Raw genomic sequence first — 19,702 nt, forward strand, 5'->3', positions numbered from 1 at the left:
CCACTCAGAACTTGTAACCGCGGTGTAGCGCGACGACACCCGCCGTCATGTTGAAATACTCAACGTTTTCAAAGCCCGCGTCCTGCATCATCGCTTTCAGGGTATCCTGATCCGGGTGCATACGGATGGATTCGGCCAGGTAGCGATAGCTTTCTGCATCGTTCGCTACCAGCTCACCAATACGCGGCAGAACGTGGAAGGAGTAGGCGTCGTAGGCTTTGCTCAGCGGCTCGATAATCGGTTTGGAGAATTCAAGCACCAGCAGACGTCCACCCGGCTTCAGCACGCGGTACATGGAGCGCAGCGCTTTGTCTTTGTCGGTGACGTTACGCAGACCAAAAGAGATGGTGATGCAGTCAAAGGTGTTATCCGGGAACGGCAGCGCTTCGGCGTTTGCCTGCACATATTCCACGTTACCCACAACGCCGATGTTACGCAGCTTCTCGCGTCCCATTTTCAGCATTGAGTCATTGATATCTGCCAGCACGACACGACCGGTTTCACCCACCAGACGAGAGAATTTCGCCGTCAGATCGCCCGTTCCGCCAGCCAGATCGAGAACTGTTTGTCCACGACGCACACCGCTGCAGTCAATAGTAAAGCGCTTCCACAAGCGATGAATGCCGAAGGACATCAAGTCATTCATCACATCGTACTTCGCCGCCACGGAATGAAATACGTGGGCCACCATGTCAGCTTTCTGCGCTTTGGCAACAGTCTGAAAGCCAAAGTGCGTCGTGTCTTGTGAATCGTCAACCATCTCAGAGCCTGCTTATCAGTAAAATGTTCGTGAAGTGTAACAGATTGGGCGCGTTTGCCCTACGATTCAACCACCGCGAAAGAAACGCGTCGGCTGCTCTTCTGGCGATAAATTCGCCGCTAAATCGTTGTCTTCACTGTGTGTATTTTGTTCATCCGCGCCTTCACGCAGGCGGAACTCTTCGTCCTGCGACGTCGCCTGTTCAACCAATTCCGGATTAATCTCGCGTTTCACCTCCACCCCCAGGCTGCGAAACGCTTCGGCTTGCGCCAGCAGGTTGCCACGCCCGGAGGAGAGCTTTTTCATCGCCTGCCGGTAGTTATCCTGCGCACGATCCAGGCTTTGCCCGACCGAGGACATATCGTCCACAAACAGGCGCATTTTGTCGTAAAGTTTGCTGGCGCGATCGGCAATATGTTGCGCGTTACGGCTTTGATGCTCATAACGCCACAGATTAGCAATGGTCCGCAAGGCCACCAGCAGCGTGGTAGGGCTGACCAGCATAATGTTATTTTTCAGCGCTTCGGTGATCAGTTCGGGCTGTCTGTCGAGCGCCAGCAGGAAGGCGGGCTCTACCGGGATAAACATCAGCACGTAGTCCAGCGAGCGCAGGCCCGGCAGCTGCTGATAATCCTTTCTGCCCAGCAGACGAATATGGTTACGCACGGAGGCGATGTGTTCCTGCAGCGCCGACTCGCGGGTGTAGTCATCTTCCGCGTTGAAATAGCGCTCGTAGGCCACCAGCGTCATTTTGGCGTCAATTACCACATCTTTACCCTGCGGCAGACGTACAATGACATCCGGCTGCATACGCGAGCGGGCATCGTTCTCAATGCTGACCTGGGTTTCGTATTCATACCCTTCGCGCAGGCCAGACGCTTCAAGCACGCGCGTCAGCACCACTTCCCCCCAGTTTCCTTGCGTTTTGTTATCGCCTTTGAGCGCACGCGTCAGGTTCACCGCCTCCTGCGCCATCTGGGCATTCAGCTGCTGGAGATTACGGATTTCATGCGCCAGGGTGTGCCGCTCGCGCGCCTCCTGACCAAAGCTGTCCTGTACCTGACGGCGAAACCCGTCCAGCTGTTCACGCAGTGGCGTCAGCAGGCTATTCAGGCTCTGTCGGTTCTGTTCGTCAACGCGGCGGTTGCTGTGCTCAAAAATTCGGTTGGCGAGGTTCTCAAACTGTTCGCTGAGGCGTTGCTCGCTGTTGATCATCTGGCGGATTTTGTCTTCCGCATGCAGTTGGGTGGATTCAAGACGGGTGGTCACTTCGCGGAGATCGGCCTCCAGCGAAGTGTTGATGTCGCGCAGGTTACGCAGTTCATTATTGAGCAGCTCGCACTCGTCGCGCCAGTGGTCACTCAGAGCAAGCTGTTGTTTTGCCGCGCTGAGATCGGCGACGATCTCCTCGCGCTCTGCCAGCTGCTCGGCTTTCTGCTGCGCATGCTGGTAGCTGGAAATCAGCCAGCCTACCGCCACGCTCACCAGCGCAACCACCGCATAAATCAGGATTGAGATATCCACAATGCCCCCTGCATCAACGTATTACCCGCACAAAATAGAATTGTGCTGTATAAACGTCCAGTTTGAAAGGGTTTTCCTGCGAGGCGCTACGCAAAAAATAAAGGCCGAACATGTCGGCCTTGTGTCTCTGAAGGGAGGATTAGATGAGGCGACGAGCCGCTTCCACCACGATTTTCACTGCATGACTTTCGGTCTGCTTCATGGTTTCGGCGTTCGGGATCTCCTGCTGGGTACGGTTGACGATCACGCCCGCCACCATACCGGCACGCAGACCCTGGCTTGCGCACATGGTCAACAGCGTTGCAGATTCCATTTCGTAGTTCATCACGCCCATGGACTGCCACTCTTCCATAGAGCCTTTGAAACGGCTCACCACGCGGCCTGAGAAGGTGTCGTAACGCTCCTGGCCCGGGTAGAAGGTATCGGAAGAGGCGGTGACGCCCACGTGGGTGGTCGCGCCCACGGATTTTGCGGCCTCAACCAGCGCGGTGGTGCATTCGAAATCGGCTACTGCCGGGAATTCCATTGGTGCAAAGTGCAGGCTTGCGCCGTCCAGACGTACAGATGCGGTCGTAACCAGCACGTCGCCCACGTTGATGTGCGGCTGAATAGCGCCAGTGGTGCCGATACGCAGGAAAGTACGAATGCCCAGCTGCGCCAGCTCTTCCACCGCAATAGACGTAGACGGGCCACCGATACCGGTAGAGCACACGATCACCGCTTTGCCATCCAGCTCTGCGCGCCAGGTGGTGAATTCACGATGGGCTGCCAGCTTAACCGGCTTATCCATCAGCGCGGCGATCTTTTCCACACGCTCAGGATCGCCAGGGACGATAGCGAGCGTAGCCCCTTGTAAATCGTTTTTGGTGAGGCCGAGATGAAAAACATCAGACTTAGACATAGGGTGACTCCTCTGTGGGTCGGTTAGTCAGAAGAAGTAAAACGGTACTTTACAGAAGCAGTAAGCATATTTTCGTGACACACCTCACCATGAATGAAAATGGTTGCAGTTAATTTCCATTAAATAGTGACTTACATCACATTAACAAGTTATATCGACAGGTGCTGCACAAAAGATAGACCGTATAAGGCACTGTGGGTTGTTAACCTGGTGACTATATTTACCTTTGCGCTAACTCATTGGTACGGAGAATGCCATGACTGAAAAAACCGGTTTTGCACCTGCTGCGGCTCCGCATGCTTCAACCATCGTCTCAACCTCAGAAGAAGCCATTACTGCGGGCGAGACCTCCATCCCCTCGCAGGGGGAGAATATGCCTGCTTATCACGCGCGGCCAAAATCGGCAGACGGCCCGCTGCCGATCGTGATTGTGGTTCAGGAAATTTTTGGCGTTCACGAGCATATTCGCGACCTCTGCCGCCGCCTGGCGCTGGAAGGGTACCTGGCCATTGCGCCAGAGCTCTATTTCCGTCAGGGCGATCCGAACGATTACAGCGATATCCCTACATTGTTCAACAATCTGGTGAGCAAAGTTCCGGATGCCCAGGTGCTGGCTGACCTTGATCACGTTGCCAGCTGGGCCGCGCGCAACGGGGGCGATGCACATCGTCTGCTGGTGACCGGCTTCTGCTGGGGCGGACGCATTAGCTGGTTGTATGCCGCGCATAACCCGCAGTTGAAAGCGGCCGTCGCCTGGTACGGCAAACTGGTGGGCGAAAAAACGCTGAACTCACCGAAGCAGCCTGTTGATATCGCCACGGATTTGAATGCACCGGTGCTAGGGCTTTATGGTGGTCAGGATACAGGCATTCCGCTTGATACCGTCGAGACCATGCGTCATGCGCTACGCGCGGCGAACGCGAAGGCGGAGATTGTGGTATACCCGGATGCCGGACACGCGTTTAATGCCGATTATCGCCCGAGCTATCACGCAGAATCAGCCAAAGATGGCTGGCAGAGGATGCTGGCGTGGTTTAGCCAGTACGGCGGGAAAAAAGCATAAAAGCAAAAAAGCCCGGTGGCGGCAACGCCTTACCGGGCCTACGATGCATCAAGCCTGACGCAAGTTCTGCGCCGCCTTCACCATGTTCGCCAGCGCCGCGCGCGTCTCCGGCCAGCCGCGGGTTTTCAGTCCGCAGTCCGGGTTCACCCACAGACGTTCCGCTGGGATCCGCTGGGCGGCTTTTTTCAGCAGGGCTTCGATCCACTCCACGCTCGGCACGTTCGGGGAGTGAATGTCGTACACGCCCGGCCCGATTTCGTTCGGGTAGTCGAACTCTTCAAACGACTCCAGCAGCTCCATGTCTGAACGCGAGGTCTCGATGGTGATCACGTCGGCGTCCAGCGCGGCAATCGAATCCATGATGTCGTTAAATTCGCAGTAGCACATGTGGGTGTGGATCTGGGTGTCGTCCTTCGCCACCGCGGCGTTGATGCGGAACGCTTCCACGCCCCACTGCAGGTAAGCATCCCAGTCGCTGCGACGCAGCGGCAGACCTTCACGCAGCGCCGGTTCGTCAATCTGGATGATGCCAATGCCTGCGGCTTCCAGATCTGCCACTTCATCACGCAGCGCCAGCGCGATTTGCTTCGCGATGGTCTCACGGGTCACGTCTTCGCGCGGGAAGGACCAGCAGAGAATGGTTACCGGACCGGTGAGCATCCCTTTCACCGGCTTATCGGTCAGGGACTGGGCATACTTCGCCCACTCCACGGTGATCGCTTCCGGGCGGCTAACGTCGCCGATGACCACTGGCGGCTTCACGCAGCGGGAGCCATAGCTCTGCACCCAGCCGTTCTGGGTAAAGACGAAGCCGTCCAGGTGCTCACCGAAGTATTCGACCATGTCGTTACGCTCGGCCTCACCGTGCACCAGCACGTCCAGACCTAAACGCTCCTGCTCGATAATTGCCTGCTTAATGTGCTCAGCGATACCGGTGCGGTAGTTGTTCGCATCCAGGTTGCCCTTCTTGAAGTCCAGACGCAGGCCGCGGATTTCAGTGGTTTGCGGGAAAGAACCAATTGTGGTGGTCGGCCACGCAGGCAGGTTGAAACGGGCGCGCTGCGCTTCGGCGCGTACTTCATACGGGCTCTGGCGCTGGCTGTCCTGTGCGGTGATGGCCGCCAGGCGTTTTTCCACCGCCGGGTTGTGCACACGGGCCGAGTGACGACGCGCCTGGATCGGCGCGCTCCATTCGGTAATCGCCGCCGTCTCGCCGTTGTTCAGCGCGTCGCGCAGCAGCGTCAGCTCTTCGCACTTTTGCAGGGCGAAGGCAAACCAGCTTTTCACTTCAGGGTCGAGACGGGTCTCCACGCTGAGATCGATTGGGCTGTGCAGCAGCGAGCAAGAGGATGCCACCCACAGCTCACGTTTGCCGACAATATCTTTGATTTGTGCATATTTCTCGGTCAGATCGGCACGCCAGACGTTGCGACCGTTAACCAACCCGGCAGAAAGCAGCCAGTCCGCTGGCAGGCGCTTGTGCAGCTCCGCGACATCGTCTTTACCGTGAACGAGGTCAACGTGCAGGCCCTGAACCGGCAGCGCGGTAATGGTTTTAAGGTTTGGCGTCACGCCTTCGAAATAGGTTGTGAGCAGCAGCTTCACTTGCCCGGTGAGCGCGTCATACGCCGGTTTGAAGGCATCAAGCCACGCCTGCGGCAGCTCGAGCACCAGCGCGGGTTCGTCGATTTGCACCCACTGAATGCCGCGCTTGCCCAGCTCAATCAGCACCTGTTTGTAGACCGGCAGAATATCGTTCAGCAGGCTGAGGCGGTCAAACTGTTCGCCTTTTACTTTACCCAGCCACAGGTAGGTGACTGGCCCCAGCAATACGGGCTTCACCTGATGACCCAGCGCCAGCGCTTCGTCCACTTCATCCAGCAGCTGCGTCCAGGTCAGCCTGAACTGCTGACCTTTCACGAACTCCGGCACCATATAGTGATAGTTGGTGTTGAACCACTTAGTCATTTCCGCCGCTGCCGCTGGCTCCCCCGTTGGTGCACGGCCACGGCCGATGCGGAACAGAGTATCGATATCTACCGATCCATCTTTGTTCTGATGACGAGCCGGCACGTTGCCAAGCAGCAGGCTGGTCGTCAGAACATGGTCGTACCAGGCGAAATCGCCCACCGGCAGCAGGTCAATGCCCGCCTGTTTTTGCTGCTCCCAGTGACGGGCGCGCAGCTCGCGTCCCACCGTCAGCAGTTCTTCACGGGTGGTGTTACCCGCCCAGTAGCTTTCTTGCGCTTTTTTCAGTTCGCGGCGCAGGCCAACGCGAGGAAAACCGAGAGTGTGATTGCGGATTGTCATGTTATGCCCCTTGTGAAATTTGTTATTTAGACGTCCAGATGTTTACACATCTATAATTGGCAGGTACTGTATATTCCTCAAGCGCAAAATGTTCATGGCGAAGTGAAGGACTTTCATGATCGAGATTAAACACCTGAAAACGCTACAAGCGTTGCGGAACTGCGGTTCTCTTGCGGCAGCGGCGGCCACGCTGCACCAGACCCAGTCTGCCCTTTCTCACCAGTTCAGCGATCTGGAACAACGCCTCGGCTTTCGTCTTTTTGTGCGTAAGAGCCAGCCTTTGCGCTTTACGCCGCAGGGTGAAATTCTGCTGCAACTGGCAAATCAGGTACTGCCGCAGATCGCCAGCGCGCTGCAGTCCTGTAACGAGCCGCAGCAAACCAAACTGCGTATTGCCATTGAGTGCCATAGCTGTATTCAGTGGCTGACCCCCGCGCTTGAGAACTTCCGCCAGAAGTGGCCGCAGGTGGAGATGGACTTTACATCCGGCGTGACCTTTGACCCGCAGCCGTCGCTGCAGCAGGGCGAGCTGGATCTGGTGATGACGTCAGATATTCTGCCGCGCAGCGGCCTGCACTATTCGCCGATGTTTGATTATGAAGTGCGCCTGGTGCTGGCCCCGGACCATCCGCTGGCCAGTAAAACGCGCATCACGCCGGAAGATCTGGCGACAGAAACGCTGCTGATTTATCCCGTGCAGCGCAGTCGCCTGGATATCTGGCGCCACTTCCTGCAGCCCGCGGGGATTAGCCCACAGCTGAAAAGCGTGGATAACACGTTGCTGTTGATACAGATGGTGGCGGCCAGAATGGGCATCGCGGCATTGCCGCACTGGGTGGTGGAGAGTTTTGAACGCCAGGGTCTGGTGGTGACCAAAACCCTGGGTGAAGGACTGTGGAGCAGGCTGTACGCCGCCGTGCGCGATGGCGAGCAGCGTCAGCCGATTACGGAAGCGTTTATTCGCTCAGCGCGGAACCACGCGTGCGACCATCTTCCCTTTGTGCGGAGCGCGGAGCGACCCAACGGCGATGTACCCACAGCGAAGCCAGGATCACCGCTCCCCCAATAAGGAAACTCGGCCAGTGCGGCTGTTGCTGCCAGATGGCGAGATTGACCAGCAGCCCTGCCGGGACATGCACGTTATTCATGATCCCCAGCGTACCGGCGTCTACCTGCGTAGCGCCGTAGTTCCACATGAAGTATCCCAGCCCGGAAGCCACCACGCCCAGCCAGACCAGAACGCTCCACTGCACGGTGGTCGTCGGCAGTTTTTGCGGGTTGCCGAGCATAAACCACGCCGCTACCGCGACAATCGCGGCCCCCATATAGAACCAGGCGAACGCGTTATGCTGCGGCATCGGACGGGTCTCCATCAGCCGTTTGTATCCCACCATGCCGATGGCGAAGCTGATATTGGCGAGCTGGACGAACATCAGCCCTGTCCAGAAGTGATCGCTTACCTTGTCATAGCGAATAATCGCCGCCCCAAGCACCGCCAGCGCCGCACTTAATAGATATCCCCAGCGCAGACGACGCTTGCTGAGCAGGTCGTAGATCAGGGTGATGTAGAGCGGCGTGAGCACGGTGAACAGCAGGAATTCCGAGACAGACAGATAAACGTAAGCCCGAAAGCTGAACAGGTACATGATGCCGAGCTGCATCGCGCCCACCAGCATATACAGCAGTATCGTTTTCAGCGATTGTCCGCGCGCGCGCAGAAACGGCAGGAACACCAGCGCCGCCAGTCCCACGCGCATCAGCACCGAGAAGTAGCTGTCGACCGATCCGGCAAGGTATTCGCCAATCAGGCTAAAGGAGAAGGCCCACAGGATAGTGGTGATAATGAGTAGCGCCACAATGCTTGTCTCTCAGAAAGAAGGACAGGCATTGTAGCGAACTCTTTAGTTGACAACTGAACAATAAATAATCGAATGAAGATTATTCAAGGAACAGTTTGCGCAGGTACTTAGGCACAGCGTTATCGCCGTTAGTGCCGATCACTTCCAGCTCCGGGTGCAGGTCTTTCAGACGCTGGTGCGCATTCTCCATGATGCAGCCTTTGCCCGCCATGGAGAGCATCTCAGCGTCGTTCATGCCGTCTCCAAACGCGATGCAGTCTTTCAGCTCAAAGCCCAGACGTTTAGCCACCGCTTCCAGCGCGTGACCTTTGGAAACGCCACCGGCCATCACTTCCAGACAGGTCAGCGTGGAGAAGCTCACGTTAACGCGGTCGCCCCAGCGAGCGTTGATCGCCTGCTCCAGCGGCAGCAGCGCTTCATGGCTTTCGCAGGTGAAGAACACCTTACTGATCCCTTCCGGCTCCAGCAGGCCAGGCTCGTACAGTGAGTACTGGAATACGGCTTCCTTGAAAAAGCGCATCTCATCCGGGCGGTGGCGGTTCATAAACCACTCGTCATCGCGATAAACGTTGGTGACGATATCCGGGTTATTGTGCACCACGCCGAACAGATCGGCCGCAATATCGCGGTCCAGATTGTGGGTAAAAATCAGGTTACCATCCGTGTCGTGCACGCGCGCACCGTTGGAGGTGATCATGTACGATTTGATTTCCAGATTATCGCGGATCTGCCCCACGTCCACGTGGTGGCGACCGGTGGCAAACACGAAGTTCACGCCACGGGCAGTCAGGAGTTTTAAGGTCTCTTTCGCGTAAGGCGAGAGGGTGTGGTCGGGGGAAAGCAGCGTGCCATCTAAGTCAGATGCAACAACCTGGTACATAGGGAAATTTAACCTCTGGTGAATATCAATTATGCCTGTTGAAAAATTCAACAATGGCGTTAAGCGCGACTGAGCGCATAGCGTCCTTTTCAAAAAGGATCTCATGGTACGCGCCGTTGATGACCAGCGGTTTTCCCCCTTCACAAGGGTGACCGGCGGCAGCGCGCAGTTCACAATAGCGGTCATGCATGCGGTTATCCACCACACGCTCTTCCTCCGCCTGAATCAGAAGCGTCGGCGTGTCATCATCGCCTACGCCCGCCAGCACCTGCTCACCGGCATGAATACCTTCCCGCACCCAGTGCCAGGTCGGGCCGCCAACGCGCAAGCGCGGTTCATCGGCATAAAAGCGCAGGTTGCGGCGATAGCGCTGCCGACTGTGGGTCAGAACGTTGATGGCGAACGGCAATGCGCGCCAGCGTCCGGTACCGATGGCATAGCCTTCACGAATGCGCTGATGGCCCTCAGCCCAGTCGAGAAGATGGCGCACCATCCAATCGGGAAAACGAATGACAATACCGTACATCGGTGCGGTGAGCGCAATGGCGTCGCACTGGTGCTCATACCGCTGCAAAAACAGCGTCGAAATGGCACCGCCCATGGAGTGCGCAAGGATATACCGCTTGCGCCAGGGGCCAGGCTGCACTTCCTGCTGCCAGAACGCTGCAAAATCGTCGACGTAATCGCTGAAGTTATCCACGTGCCCACGGTGCGTATCCGGCAGCATACGACCGGACAACCCCTGTCCACGGTGGTCGATGATCAGCACGTCGAACCCCATATGGACCAGGTCGTAAGCCAGTTCGGCATATTTAACGTAGCTTTCGATGCGTCCGGGGCAGACGACAATCACACGGTCATTTTTTTCATTGCGGAAACGAACGAAGCGCACCGGGATGCCCCCGACGCCCGTAAACTCATCTTCCTCACGCTGCCGCCAGAAATCGGTCAGCGGCCCCATAGAGAAAGCAGCAAAAGCGTTTTCTCGTGTTTCCCAGTCCTTTTTCTGCTGAAACATTGGGTTTCCACTCACGTAATCCAGGGAATATCGTTTTTTTCATCACTGGTCACAAAATGACGCAATAATAGCGTATTGTGGCATAAAAATAGACGGTTCGGGAGTTTCAAATGACCTTCGAATGGTGGTTCGCCTACCTGCTGACATCCATTATCCTCAGCCTTTCACCGGGTTCGGGTGCCATTAACACCATGACTACCTCCATCAATCACGGCTATCGCGGTGCGGCGGCATCCATCGCCGGTTTGCAGACCGGGCTGGGCATTCATATCGTCCTGGTCGGAATTGGTCTGGGGACCCTGTTCTCCCGCTCGGTGCTGGCGTTTGAAGTGCTGAAATGGGCCGGTGCGGCATATCTGATTTGGCTCGGCATCCAGCAGTGGCGCGCGGCAGGCTCCATCAACCTCAATACGCTCGCTCAGACGCAAAACCGAGGCCATCTGTTTAAGCGCGCGGTCTTCGTCAACCTGACCAACCCGAAGAGCATCGTTTTCCTCGCCGCGCTGTTCCCGCAGTTTATCGTGCCACATCAGCCCCAGGTGATGCAGTACGTGGTGCTGGGCGCGACCACCATTATCGTCGATATCATCGTGATGATTGGTTACGCGACGCTGGCGCAGCGAATTGCGGCGTGGATCAAAGGGCCTAAACAGATGAAGGCCCTGAATAAAGTCTTTGGTTCGCTGTTTATGCTGGTTGGCGCGCTGCTTGCGTCAGCGCGTCATGCTTAGCGAGAGATGATGAGATGAATGCCGAAGCCGGCGAACAGCGCGCCGGCGAAGCCGTCGATCCACTTCGCAATGCGCTGGTAGCCACGGCGCATTGCCGGTAAAGCGAACAGGCTGGCCACGATAGTGAACCAGGCAAAGGTTTCAACGACGATCAGCAGGAAGATACCCCAGCGCGCGCCCGCGCCAACGCTATCGCCGACAAACAGCGAGAACACCGAGCCGAAATAGATAATCGCTTTCGGGTTCGCCAGGTTGGTCAGCAGCCCTTTCACAAAGCTGCGACCGCCCGTCGCCAGCTCCACCTTTGGCTCTTCCGGCTTTTTCTCTTCTTTCTTCAGCGCCCCGCGCAGCATCTGGTAGCCCATCCAGCACAGGTACAGCCCACCGCCGACCATAATGATGTTATGCAGCCAGGCCATCTTCGCCAGGATCAGGTTCAGACCGAGCAGCGCGACTGCCGCCCAGACCATGACGCCCATGGTAATACCGAGCACGCCCATCATCGCCTCTTTGCGGGAGCGGCTGACGGCGGTTTGCGACACGAAGAAAAAGTCAGGGCCAGGGCTCATCAGCGCAACGATGTGCACCAATGCCACGGTGAGAAATAGCATTAACATAATTAGCTCGCGGGGAAATAATGTAGTGAGTCACCATCCTGGCACTTTTTCGCCCGGCTGACTACTCCTCGTCATCACCATCGGCGTGAGAGCGGATAAGCGCCATAAACTCTTTCCCGAAGCGCTCCAGCTTGCGCGTGCCGACGCCGTTGACGCTCAGCATCTCGCTCGCGCTGAGCGGTATCTGCTCGGCCATCTCAATCAGCGTCGCGTCGTTGAACACCACGTACGGCGGGATGTTTTCTTCGTCGGCAATCGCTTTACGCAGCTTGCGCAGTTTGGCGAACAGCTTGCGGTCGTAGTTGCCGCCGTAGGATTTTTGCATCACACGCGGCTTCAGGGCGATGACGCGTGGAACGGCCAGTTTCAGTTCAACTTCACCGCGCAGTACCGGACGCGCGGCTTCGGTAAGCTGCAACGCAGAGTGCTGGGCAATGTTTTGCGTAGCAAAGCCAAGGTGGATCAGCTGGCGAATGATACTCACCCAGTGCTCGTGGCTCTGCTCTTTACCGATGCCGTAAACCGGCAGCTTGTCGTGGCCCATATCGCGGATACGCTGGTTATTCGCCCCGCGCAGCACTTCCACCACGTAGCCCATACCAAAGCGTTGATTGACGCGCCCAATGGTTGAGAGCGCTTTACGCGCGTCCATCAGACCATCGTACTGCTTCGGCGGATCAAGGCAGATATCGCAGTTGCCGCACGGCTCTTGTCGCCCCTCGCCAAAGTAGTTGAGCAGCACCAGACGGCGGCAGGTTTGCGCTTCGGCAAACGCGCCCATCGCGTTGAGCTTGTGGCGCTCGATATCCTGCAGCTGTCCCTGCGGTTTCTCTTCCAGGCAGCGGCGCAGCCACGCCATGTCCGCCGGATCGTAAAACAGCATCGCTTCCGCAGGCAGCCCGTCACGCCCGGCGCGACCGGTTTCCTGATAGTAGGATTCGATATTGCGCGGGATGTCGAAATGCACCACAAAGCGCACGTTGGGCTTGTTGATGCCCATCCCGAACGCCACCGTCGCGACCACGATTTGAAGGTCGTCGCGCTGGAATTTCTCCTGCACGTCGGCGCGGATGTGGTTCTCCAGTCCGGCGTGATACGCGGCGGCGCTAAAGCCGCGGTTTTGCAGACGCGCGGCGGTGTCTTCCACCTTCGCACGGCTGTTGCAGTAGATGATGCCGGACTTGCCGCGCTGCTCCTGCACGTAGCGCAGGAGCTGATCCAGCGGCTTGAACTTTTCCATCAGCATATAGCGGATGTTTGGACGATCGAAGCTGCTGACCTGAATGTAGGGGTCGTTCAGCCCGAGCAGACGAACGATATCCAGACGCGTGGTGTCATCCGCCGTGGCGGTAAGCGCCATAAACGGCAGCTCGGGGAAGCGCTGACGCAGCTGGCCGAGGGCGGCATATTCCGGGCGGAAATCGTGTCCCCACTGGGAGATACAGTGCGCTTCATCCACCGCCAGCAGCACCGGGTTCCAGTGCGCGAGATGGTCGAGGAAGTTATCCAGCATCAGGCGTTCCGGCGCGATATACAGCAGGCGAATCTGTCCGGTGCGGCAACCCGCCATCACCTCTTGCTGCTGCTCGCGGGTCTGCGTGGAGTTAAGACAGGCGGCCGCCACGCCGTTGGCGAGCAGCTGGTCGACCTGGTCTTTCATCAGAGAAATGAGGGGGGATACCACGACCGTCAGGCCGTTCAGCACCAGCGCGGGCACCTGATAGCAGAGGGATTTCCCGCCGCCGGTCGGCATCACCACCAGGCAATCGCGGCCTTCCAGCACGGTTTCAATGATGGTTTCCTGGCCGGGGCGGAACTGCTGGTAGCCAAAGGTTTCATGCAAAACCTGTTTAGCCAGCGATTCCTGATTCAATACTTCCGCCTGCGCCACGTTAACCCCATATGCCAGAAATGAAACAGGCGCTATTTTCAGCGCCTGAGAAAGAAACTTCAACGTTTAACGCAAAAACATTCGAGCGACCTAGAAAATATCGTTCAGCATGACGCCCACACCCACACGGGTCTGGTTGAAGTTGTAATCGATAAGCGACTCGCCGTAACCGCTGTACACCTGCGTATAAAGACGCACGTGTTTCGTTACCGGGTAGCTCAGGCCAACCTCAGCACCACCGTAGCCGGTGTTCCAGTTGTACTGGCCTTTCGCGCTCAGCACGGCATCACCCAGCTGATAGCCAATCTTGAGCTGGTAGTAGCCCATGTATTTGGTGATATCCGGGTTGTCATCGGTGCTGCCCACCACGTACCACGGCTTCACTTCCACCATCCAGTTACCGTTCTGCGCCATCAGGCGCGTATAGGCACGGTTCCAGCTGCGCGAGGTTGGGTCGGAACGTCCGTTGGAATCGTGGTTAAAGCCCACCTCGACGTCACGCAGCGTCCAGCCAGCAAATTCGTAATCCGTTGCGAAGCCGAGGAACAGCTGCGGCTCATAGTTGGTTTCACGGAAAGGCGAGGACTCCCCGCTGTTGGAGAGCTGCCACCAGGACTTTTGGGTGTATGACGCACCGAGCACCGAGTTCGGCCCAAGAATGCCTCGCCAGAACGGGAACGCGAGGCTGAGCTGGAACTTCACCTCATCTTTACGCGCATTATCGGACCAGTTATAGGAACTTATCGCCTCTTTGTTGAGATCGCTGGTCTGGGTGTAGATCACGTAGTTGGTGTCATACGGGTACAGCGTGAACGGATTGTCATGCTCCTGAAGCATATTGGCGATGATGCTGCCGCGCACTGCGGGGGCATCGTGCACTTCTTTGACGGTTGCTTCTTGCGCATATGCTGTGAGGGGCAGCGAAACCGCCGCCAGTAACCAACCCAGATACGTCCGCATCGGTGGTGTTCTCCTGAAAGGGTGATATTTAATGAATAGTTTTGTCCGGGCATTCTACAGACTTCTGCAGCAACTTCCGCCTCCTCGTTTCTGAAAGTGGAAATCCTTATTGTTGAGGCATAAAATCAACATTTTGTTAACAACAAGGATGCAACCCCTCATGTCAGCCACGCTTACCGCCGAAGAAACGTTAAAACTCGTGGGCGAGATTTTTGTGTACCACATGCCGTTTAACCGCGCGCTGGGGCTGGAGCTGGAGCGATACGAGAAAGACTTTGCCCAGCTCAGCTTTAATAATCAGCCAATGATGGTAGGCAACTGGGCGCAAAGCATTTTGCACGGCGGAGTAATTGCCTCCGCGCTGGACGTGGCGGCAGGGCTGGTCTGCGTCGGCAGCACGCTGACGCGCCATGACACCATCAATGAAGAGGAGCTCCGCCAGCGTCTTTCGCGGATGGGCACTATCGATTTACGCGTCGACTATCTGCGCCCTGGACGGGGTAATCGCTTTACCTGTACCAGCAGCCTGCTGCGCGCGGGCAACAAAGTCGCGGTAGCGCGCGTTGAGTTGCATAACGAAGAACAGGTTTATATCGCCAGCGCAACCGCCACTTATATGGTGGGTTAAGGCGATAAAAACGGGTAAAATTAATTCACTCTTTTGTAACGGATTTTCCCGATGGATGCTAAACAGACGCGGCAGGGCGTTTTACTCGCCCTTGCCGCTTATTTTATTTGGGGTATCGCACCGGCGTACTTCAAATTTATCGCCTATGTACCGGCCGACGAGATCCTCACCCACCGCGTCATCTGGTCGTTCTTCTTTATGATTGCGCTGATGAGCGTCAGCCGTCAGTGGTCCGGCGTCAAAACGCTGCTGCAAACCCCTAAAAAGGTCTTCCTGCTAGCGCTTTCTGCGGTACTGATCGGCGGCAACTGGCTGCTGTTCATTTGGGCGGTGAATAATCATCACATGCTTGAAGCGAGCCTGGGATACTTTATTAACCCGCTGGTGAACATTGTGCTGGGGATGATTTTCCTCGGCGAACGCTTTCGCCGGATGCAGTGGGTAGCGGTCATTCTGGCTTTCTGCGGCGTGCTGGTGCAGCTGTGGACCTTCGGCTCACTGCCGATTATTGCCCTCGGTCTGGCATTCAGCTTTGCGTTCTATGGGCTGGTACGTAAGAAGATTGCGGTGGAAGCGCAGACCGGGATGCTCTTTGAAACCCTGTGGCTGCTGCCGGTGGCGGCAATTTATCTCTTTGGCATCGCCGACAGCGCCACCAGCCACATGGGCAGCAACCCGTGGTCGCTGAACCTGATGCTGATGGCCGCGGGCGTGGTGACCACCATTCCGCTGCTGTGCTTCACCGGCGCGGCGACGCGCCTGCGTCTCTCCACGCTGGGCTTCTTCCAGTACATTGGCCCGACGCTGATGTTCCTGCTGGCAGTGGTGTTTTACGGGGAAGTGCCGGGTGCGGATAAGATGGTGACCTTCGCCTTTATCTGGGTGGCGCTGGCGATTTTCGTTGCCGATGCAATTTATACCCAGCGCAGGGTGCGCAAAGGGTTGTAATGTTGCCCTCACCCCAACCCTCTCCCACAGGAGAGGGAGTTCGATCGTAGGGCGGGTAAGCGCAGCGCCACCCGCCAGATTTTTACAGCCAGTTCCGACGCTTGAAATAGAGATACGGCGCCAGCCCGGCGAGGATCATGAAGATAATCGCCCCCGGGTAGCCAAAGCTCCACTTCAGCTCCGGCATAAACTCAAAGTTCATCCCATAGCTGGATGCCACCAGCGTCGGCGGCAGGAACACCACGGATACCACCGAGAAGATCTTGATGATGCGGTTCTGCTCGATGTTGATAAAGCCCATCGCAGCCTGCATCAGGAAGTTCACCTTCTGGAACAGGGATTCGTTGTGCGGCAGCAGGGATTCGATATCTCGTAAGATCTCACGCGCCTGCTCCAGCTGACCGCCCGGCAGACGTGCTTTACGCACCAGGAAGTTCAGCGCACGCTGGGTATCCATCAGACACAAACGCACTTTCCAGCCGATATCTTCCTGCTCCGCCAGCGTCGAAAGCGCTTCGTCATATTCATCGCCCTGATGGCCTTCCATGATCACGCGGCTCAGCTTTTCCAGGTCGCTATAGATGTTCTCAATTTCGTCCGCCAGCTGTTCAATTTTGGTTTCGAACAGATCGAGCAGCAGCTCGTAAGCATTACCGTCCACCATCGCCTGGCTACGGGCGCGCATGCGGTAGAGACGAAACGCAGGCAGTTCGCGCTCGCGCAGGGTAAACAGACGACCATCGCGGATGGTAAACGCCACGGTGGAGTTACCCGCGTGGTCATCAGCGTCTTCAAAGAAGAAGAAGGAGTGAATGTGCAGACCGTCTTCATCTTCAAAAAAACGTGCGGATGCTTCGATGTCTTCCAGTTCAGGACGCGTTGCCAGGCTTTGCCCCAGCTCAGATTGTACGCGAAGGCGCTCATCGTCGTCCGGCTCGACCAGATCCACCCATACGGCATCAACGAGGGGCTGTGACTCTTCGGCTTCAAGCCGAGTCAGTCGGTTATTTTCGAGTTGAAATGCGCTCAACATGACCGGGACTCCCAATGCAAAAAATATCGGACAGTTCGGTGGGCACACAGAAACAATTTGGGTTTCAGACCATTAAACAGCCTGACTCAGCGCGACGGGGATAATGCAGTCGCTGACAACCACTAAGGCCATCAGCAAGGGGAGATAGCCTTAGGAGTTGTTCCTGGATGACAGGGAATTGAGCCAGTATCTACTGGGTGTGTCCAAGGCGAATGTCCTCTTAGCGTAATCGTGCGCGCATGTTACGCCAGCAGTAACTGTGGCGTCAACACGCAACGGAACGCTGAAGGGCATTAATTGACCTTCAGCTTATAAGGTTAGCAGATTATTACAAAATAATGATATTTTTCTGAAAGTTACACGGTTTCCAGCCTGGCGTAAGCAGCCACCAGCCATTTGATCCCCTGGCCCTGGAACGCCACCTGTAAGCGGCTGTGTTCACCGCTACCTTCGAGGTTCACGATGGTGCCTTCACCAAATTTCGAATGACGCACGCGCTGGCCCAGCTTGTAGCCGGTATCGGTTTCAGTGATGGGTGAACCCATACGCTGATGGTTGACCGGACGGCTGATGCTTGCCCGCAGACGCACCTCTTCCACGCACTCTTCCGGCAGCTCGCCGATGAAGCGCGACGGACGGTGATAAACCTCTTTGCCGTACAGACGGCGGGTTTCAGCGTAGGTCAGCGTCAGCTTTTGCATCGCACGGGTCACGCCCACGTAGGCCAGACGACGCTCTTCTTCCAGACGCCCGCCTTCATCCAGCGACATCTGGCTCGGGAACATCCCCTCTTCCATCCCAACGATAAACACCTGCGGGAACTCCAGACCTTTGGCGGAGTGCAGGGTCATCAGCTGAACTGCATCCTGCCAGGTGTCCGCCTGCCCTTCTCCCGCTTCCAGTGCGGCGTGGGACAGAAACGCCTGCAGCGGCATCAGGTCTTCGTCTTCTTCGTTGTAGCTGAACTGGCGCGTTGCCGTCACCAGTTCCTCTAAGTTCTCAATACGGGTCTGGCCCTTCTCGCCTTTCTCCTGCTCGTACATGGTACGCAGGCCGGAGTCTTTAATCACCCGGTCGGTCTGCACGTGCAGCGGCATATCGGCCGTTTCCTGCGCCAGCGCGTCAATCAGTTCGAGGAAGCGCTGTAATGCGCTGGCGGCACGTCCGGCGAGCGCTTTTTCCTGCAGCAGCTCGCGGCATGCCTGCCAGAGCGTAAGCTGGCGGTCACGCGAGGCCTGGCGCACCACGTCCAGCGTGCGGTCACCGATGCCGCGCGTCGGCGTGTTCACCACGCGCTCAAACGCCGCATCGTCGTTGCGGTTGGCGATCAGGCGCAGATACGAGAGCGCATCCTTGATCTCCTGACGTTCGAAGAAGCGCATCCCGCCGTAAATGCGGTACGGCATGCTCACCTGCAGCAGCGCCTCTTCCAGCACGCGCGACTGGGCGTTGCTGCGGTAGAGAATGGCGCACTGCTCCAGGGCACCGCCGTTGTCCTGCCAGGTTTTGATGCGGTTCACCACGAAGCGGGCTTCGTCGAGCTCGTTGAAGGCGCAGTAAATCGAAATCGGTTCGCCGTCGACGCCGTCGGTCCACAGCTTTTTACCCAAACGCCCGTTGTTGTTTTCGATCAGGGCGTTAGCCGCGCTGAGGATGTTGTTCGTCGAGCGGTAGTTCTGCTCCAGACGGATGGTTTCCGCGCCGGGGAAGTCCTTGAGGAAGCGCTGGATGTTCTCCACCTGCGCCCCGCGCCAGCCGTAGATCGACTGGTCATCATCGCCTACGATCATTACCTTGCCGGTATCACCGGCCAGCAGGCGGATCCATGCGTACTGGATGTTGTTGGTATCCTGGAATTCGTCCACCAGGATATTGGTGAAGCGTTCACGGTAGTGCTGAAGGATGTGCGGCTTGTTGAGCCACAGCTCGTGGGCGCGCAGCAGCAGCTCGGCGAAATCCACCAGACCGGCGCGATCGCACGCTTCCTGATAGGCCTTGTAGACGTTCTGCCAGGTCTGCTCGACCGGGTTGCCGAAGCTCTGAATGTGGTGCGGGCGCAGCCCCTCGTCTTTCTGGCCGTTGATGTACCACATCGCCTGACGCGGCGGCCACTGCTTCTCGTCGAGGTTCATCGCCTTGATCAGGCGCTTCAGCAGGCGCAGCTGGTCTTCGCTGTCGAGGATCTGGAAATCCTGCGGCAGGTTGGCGTCCATATGGTGCGCGCGCAGCAGGCGGTGCGCCAGGCCGTGGAAGGTGCCAACCCACATACCGCCTTGGCTGGTGCCCATCAGCTGTGCGATACGGTGGCGCATCTCCGCCGCCGCCTTGTTGGTAAACGTGACCGCCATGATGGAGTACGGCGAGCAGTTCTCCACGCTCTGCAACCAGGCAATACGGTGAACCAGCACGCGCGTCTTACCACTGCCCGCTCCAGCCAGCACCAGCATATTGGTGCGCGAGGCCGCTACGGCTTCACGCTGTTTGTCATTAAGGCTGTCGAGCAGGTAAGAAACGTCCATTGGCACCGTCACATAGTATTCAGGAACACAGCAAAACGCCCGGTGGCGCTTCGCTTACCG

Annotated in this window: 18 protein-coding genes; 5 read left to right on the forward strand and 13 right to left on the reverse strand. The window is 57.2% G+C overall.

Translation table 11 applies throughout. From position 1 onward, the window contains the following. Positions 1–4 precede the first annotated feature (4 nt). The 3 genes from ubiE to udp form a co-directional block, all read right to left on the reverse strand. Positions 5–760, reverse strand: a complete 756-nt coding sequence (ubiE, locus tag AC2T6E_RS16610) for a bifunctional demethylmenaquinone methyltransferase/2-methoxy-6-polyprenyl-1,4-benzoquinol methylase UbiE (RefSeq protein WP_010426273.1) — start codon at positions 758–760, stop codon at positions 5–7. A 66-nt stretch (positions 761–826) separates the two neighbouring features. Then, on the reverse strand, positions 827–2,284 hold the full coding sequence (rmuC, locus tag AC2T6E_RS16615; RefSeq protein WP_486692547.1) for a DNA recombination protein RmuC: 1,458 nt from the start codon (positions 2,282–2,284) through the stop codon (positions 827–829). 139 nt (positions 2,285–2,423) lie between these two features. Beyond that, a complete protein-coding gene (udp, locus tag AC2T6E_RS16620; protein ID WP_003860792.1) occupies positions 2,424–3,185 on the reverse strand; it encodes a uridine phosphorylase in 762 nt (253 codons plus the stop codon). A 256-nt stretch (positions 3,186–3,441) separates the two neighbouring features. Here udp and AC2T6E_RS16625 point away from each other — a divergent pair, with 256 nt between their 5' ends. Beyond that, positions 3,442–4,248, forward strand: coding sequence for a dienelactone hydrolase family protein (locus AC2T6E_RS16625; RefSeq protein ID WP_089598245.1), 807 nt, complete (start codon positions 3,442–3,444; stop codon positions 4,246–4,248). A 48-nt stretch (positions 4,249–4,296) separates the two neighbouring features. Here AC2T6E_RS16625 and metE read toward each other — a convergent pair whose 3' ends face one another. After that, positions 4,297–6,558, reverse strand: coding sequence for a 5-methyltetrahydropteroyltriglutamate--homocysteine S-methyltransferase (gene metE / locus AC2T6E_RS16630; RefSeq protein ID WP_486692549.1), 2,262 nt, complete (start codon positions 6,556–6,558; stop codon positions 4,297–4,299). A gap of 115 nt (positions 6,559–6,673) precedes the next feature. On the opposite strand from metE, the gene metR reads away from it, so the two are divergent. Next, complete coding sequence (gene metR, locus AC2T6E_RS16635) at positions 6,674–7,627, forward strand: HTH-type transcriptional regulator MetR (protein ID WP_010426278.1); 954 nt, start codon at positions 6,674–6,676, stop codon at positions 7,625–7,627. On the opposite strand, the gene AC2T6E_RS16640 is transcribed toward metR, so the two are convergent. The 3 genes from AC2T6E_RS16640 to pldB form a co-directional block, all read right to left on the reverse strand. Then, a complete protein-coding gene (locus tag AC2T6E_RS16640) occupies positions 7,515–8,414 on the reverse strand; it encodes a carboxylate/amino acid/amine transporter (RefSeq protein WP_148400212.1) in 900 nt (299 codons plus the stop codon). The two genes, metR and AC2T6E_RS16640, sit on opposite strands and share 113 nt — an antisense overlap. An 82-nt stretch (positions 8,415–8,496) precedes the next feature. Continuing rightward, positions 8,497–9,297: a sugar/pyridoxal phosphate phosphatase YigL gene (gene yigL / locus AC2T6E_RS16645; RefSeq protein ID WP_010426280.1), complete on the reverse strand. Its 801-nt coding sequence runs from the start codon at positions 9,295–9,297 to the stop codon at positions 8,497–8,499. Positions 9,298–9,322: 25 nt separating this feature from the next. Next, positions 9,323–10,315 (reverse strand): lysophospholipase L2, encoded by a 993-nt coding sequence (gene pldB, locus AC2T6E_RS16650; RefSeq protein ID WP_010426283.1) that lies wholly within the window; start codon positions 10,313–10,315, stop codon positions 9,323–9,325. A 110-nt stretch (positions 10,316–10,425) separates the two neighbouring features. Here pldB and rhtB point away from each other — a divergent pair, with 110 nt between their 5' ends. Beyond that, positions 10,426–11,046: a homoserine/homoserine lactone efflux protein gene (gene rhtB, locus AC2T6E_RS16655; RefSeq protein WP_008501533.1), complete on the forward strand. Its 621-nt coding sequence runs from the start codon at positions 10,426–10,428 to the stop codon at positions 11,044–11,046. On the opposite strand, the gene rhtC is transcribed toward rhtB, so the two are convergent. From rhtC to pldA, 3 genes are all read right to left on the reverse strand, one after another. Beyond that, positions 11,043–11,663: a threonine export protein RhtC gene (gene rhtC / locus AC2T6E_RS16660; RefSeq protein ID WP_010426287.1), complete on the reverse strand. Its 621-nt coding sequence runs from the start codon at positions 11,661–11,663 to the stop codon at positions 11,043–11,045. The genes rhtB and rhtC overlap by 4 nt on opposite strands. Positions 11,664–11,724: 61 nt before the next feature. Then, the gene (gene recQ, locus AC2T6E_RS16665) at positions 11,725–13,554 is read right to left on the reverse strand and encodes an ATP-dependent DNA helicase RecQ (RefSeq protein ID WP_486692554.1); all 1,830 of its coding nucleotides are present in this window, start codon (positions 13,552–13,554) and stop codon (positions 11,725–11,727) included. A 90-nt stretch (positions 13,555–13,644) separates the two neighbouring features. After that, positions 13,645–14,514, reverse strand: coding sequence for a phospholipase A (pldA, locus tag AC2T6E_RS16670; protein WP_042716814.1), 870 nt, complete (start codon positions 14,512–14,514; stop codon positions 13,645–13,647). A 160-nt stretch (positions 14,515–14,674) separates the two neighbouring features. Here pldA and yigI point away from each other — a divergent pair, with 160 nt between their 5' ends. Together yigI and rarD are read left to right on the forward strand one after the other, a co-directional pair. After that, a complete protein-coding gene (gene yigI, locus AC2T6E_RS16675) occupies positions 14,675–15,142 on the forward strand; it encodes an acyl-CoA thioesterase YigI (protein ID WP_010426301.1) in 468 nt (155 codons plus the stop codon). A 51-nt stretch (positions 15,143–15,193) separates the two neighbouring features. Continuing rightward, complete coding sequence (gene rarD, locus AC2T6E_RS16680; protein WP_010426302.1) at positions 15,194–16,090, forward strand: EamA family transporter RarD; 897 nt, start codon at positions 15,194–15,196, stop codon at positions 16,088–16,090. Positions 16,091–16,172: 82 nt separating this feature from the next. Here rarD and corA read toward each other — a convergent pair whose 3' ends face one another. The 3 genes from corA to uvrD form a co-directional block, all read right to left on the reverse strand. Further along, positions 16,173–17,123, reverse strand: coding sequence for a magnesium/cobalt transporter CorA (gene corA, locus AC2T6E_RS16685; protein ID WP_010426304.1), 951 nt, complete (start codon positions 17,121–17,123; stop codon positions 16,173–16,175). Between the two features lie 150 nt (positions 17,124–17,273). Next, positions 17,274–17,330, reverse strand: a complete 57-nt coding sequence (gene ysgD, locus AC2T6E_RS16690) for a YsgD/CorL family protein (RefSeq protein ID WP_212743980.1) — start codon at positions 17,328–17,330, stop codon at positions 17,274–17,276. 149 nt (positions 17,331–17,479) lie between these two features. Beyond that, positions 17,480–19,642, reverse strand: a complete 2,163-nt coding sequence (uvrD, locus tag AC2T6E_RS16695) for a DNA helicase II (RefSeq protein ID WP_120158928.1) — start codon at positions 19,640–19,642, stop codon at positions 17,480–17,482. Positions 19,643–19,702: the final 60 nt, after the last annotated feature.

Source organism: Enterobacter sp. B79-1, assembly GCF_057444735.1.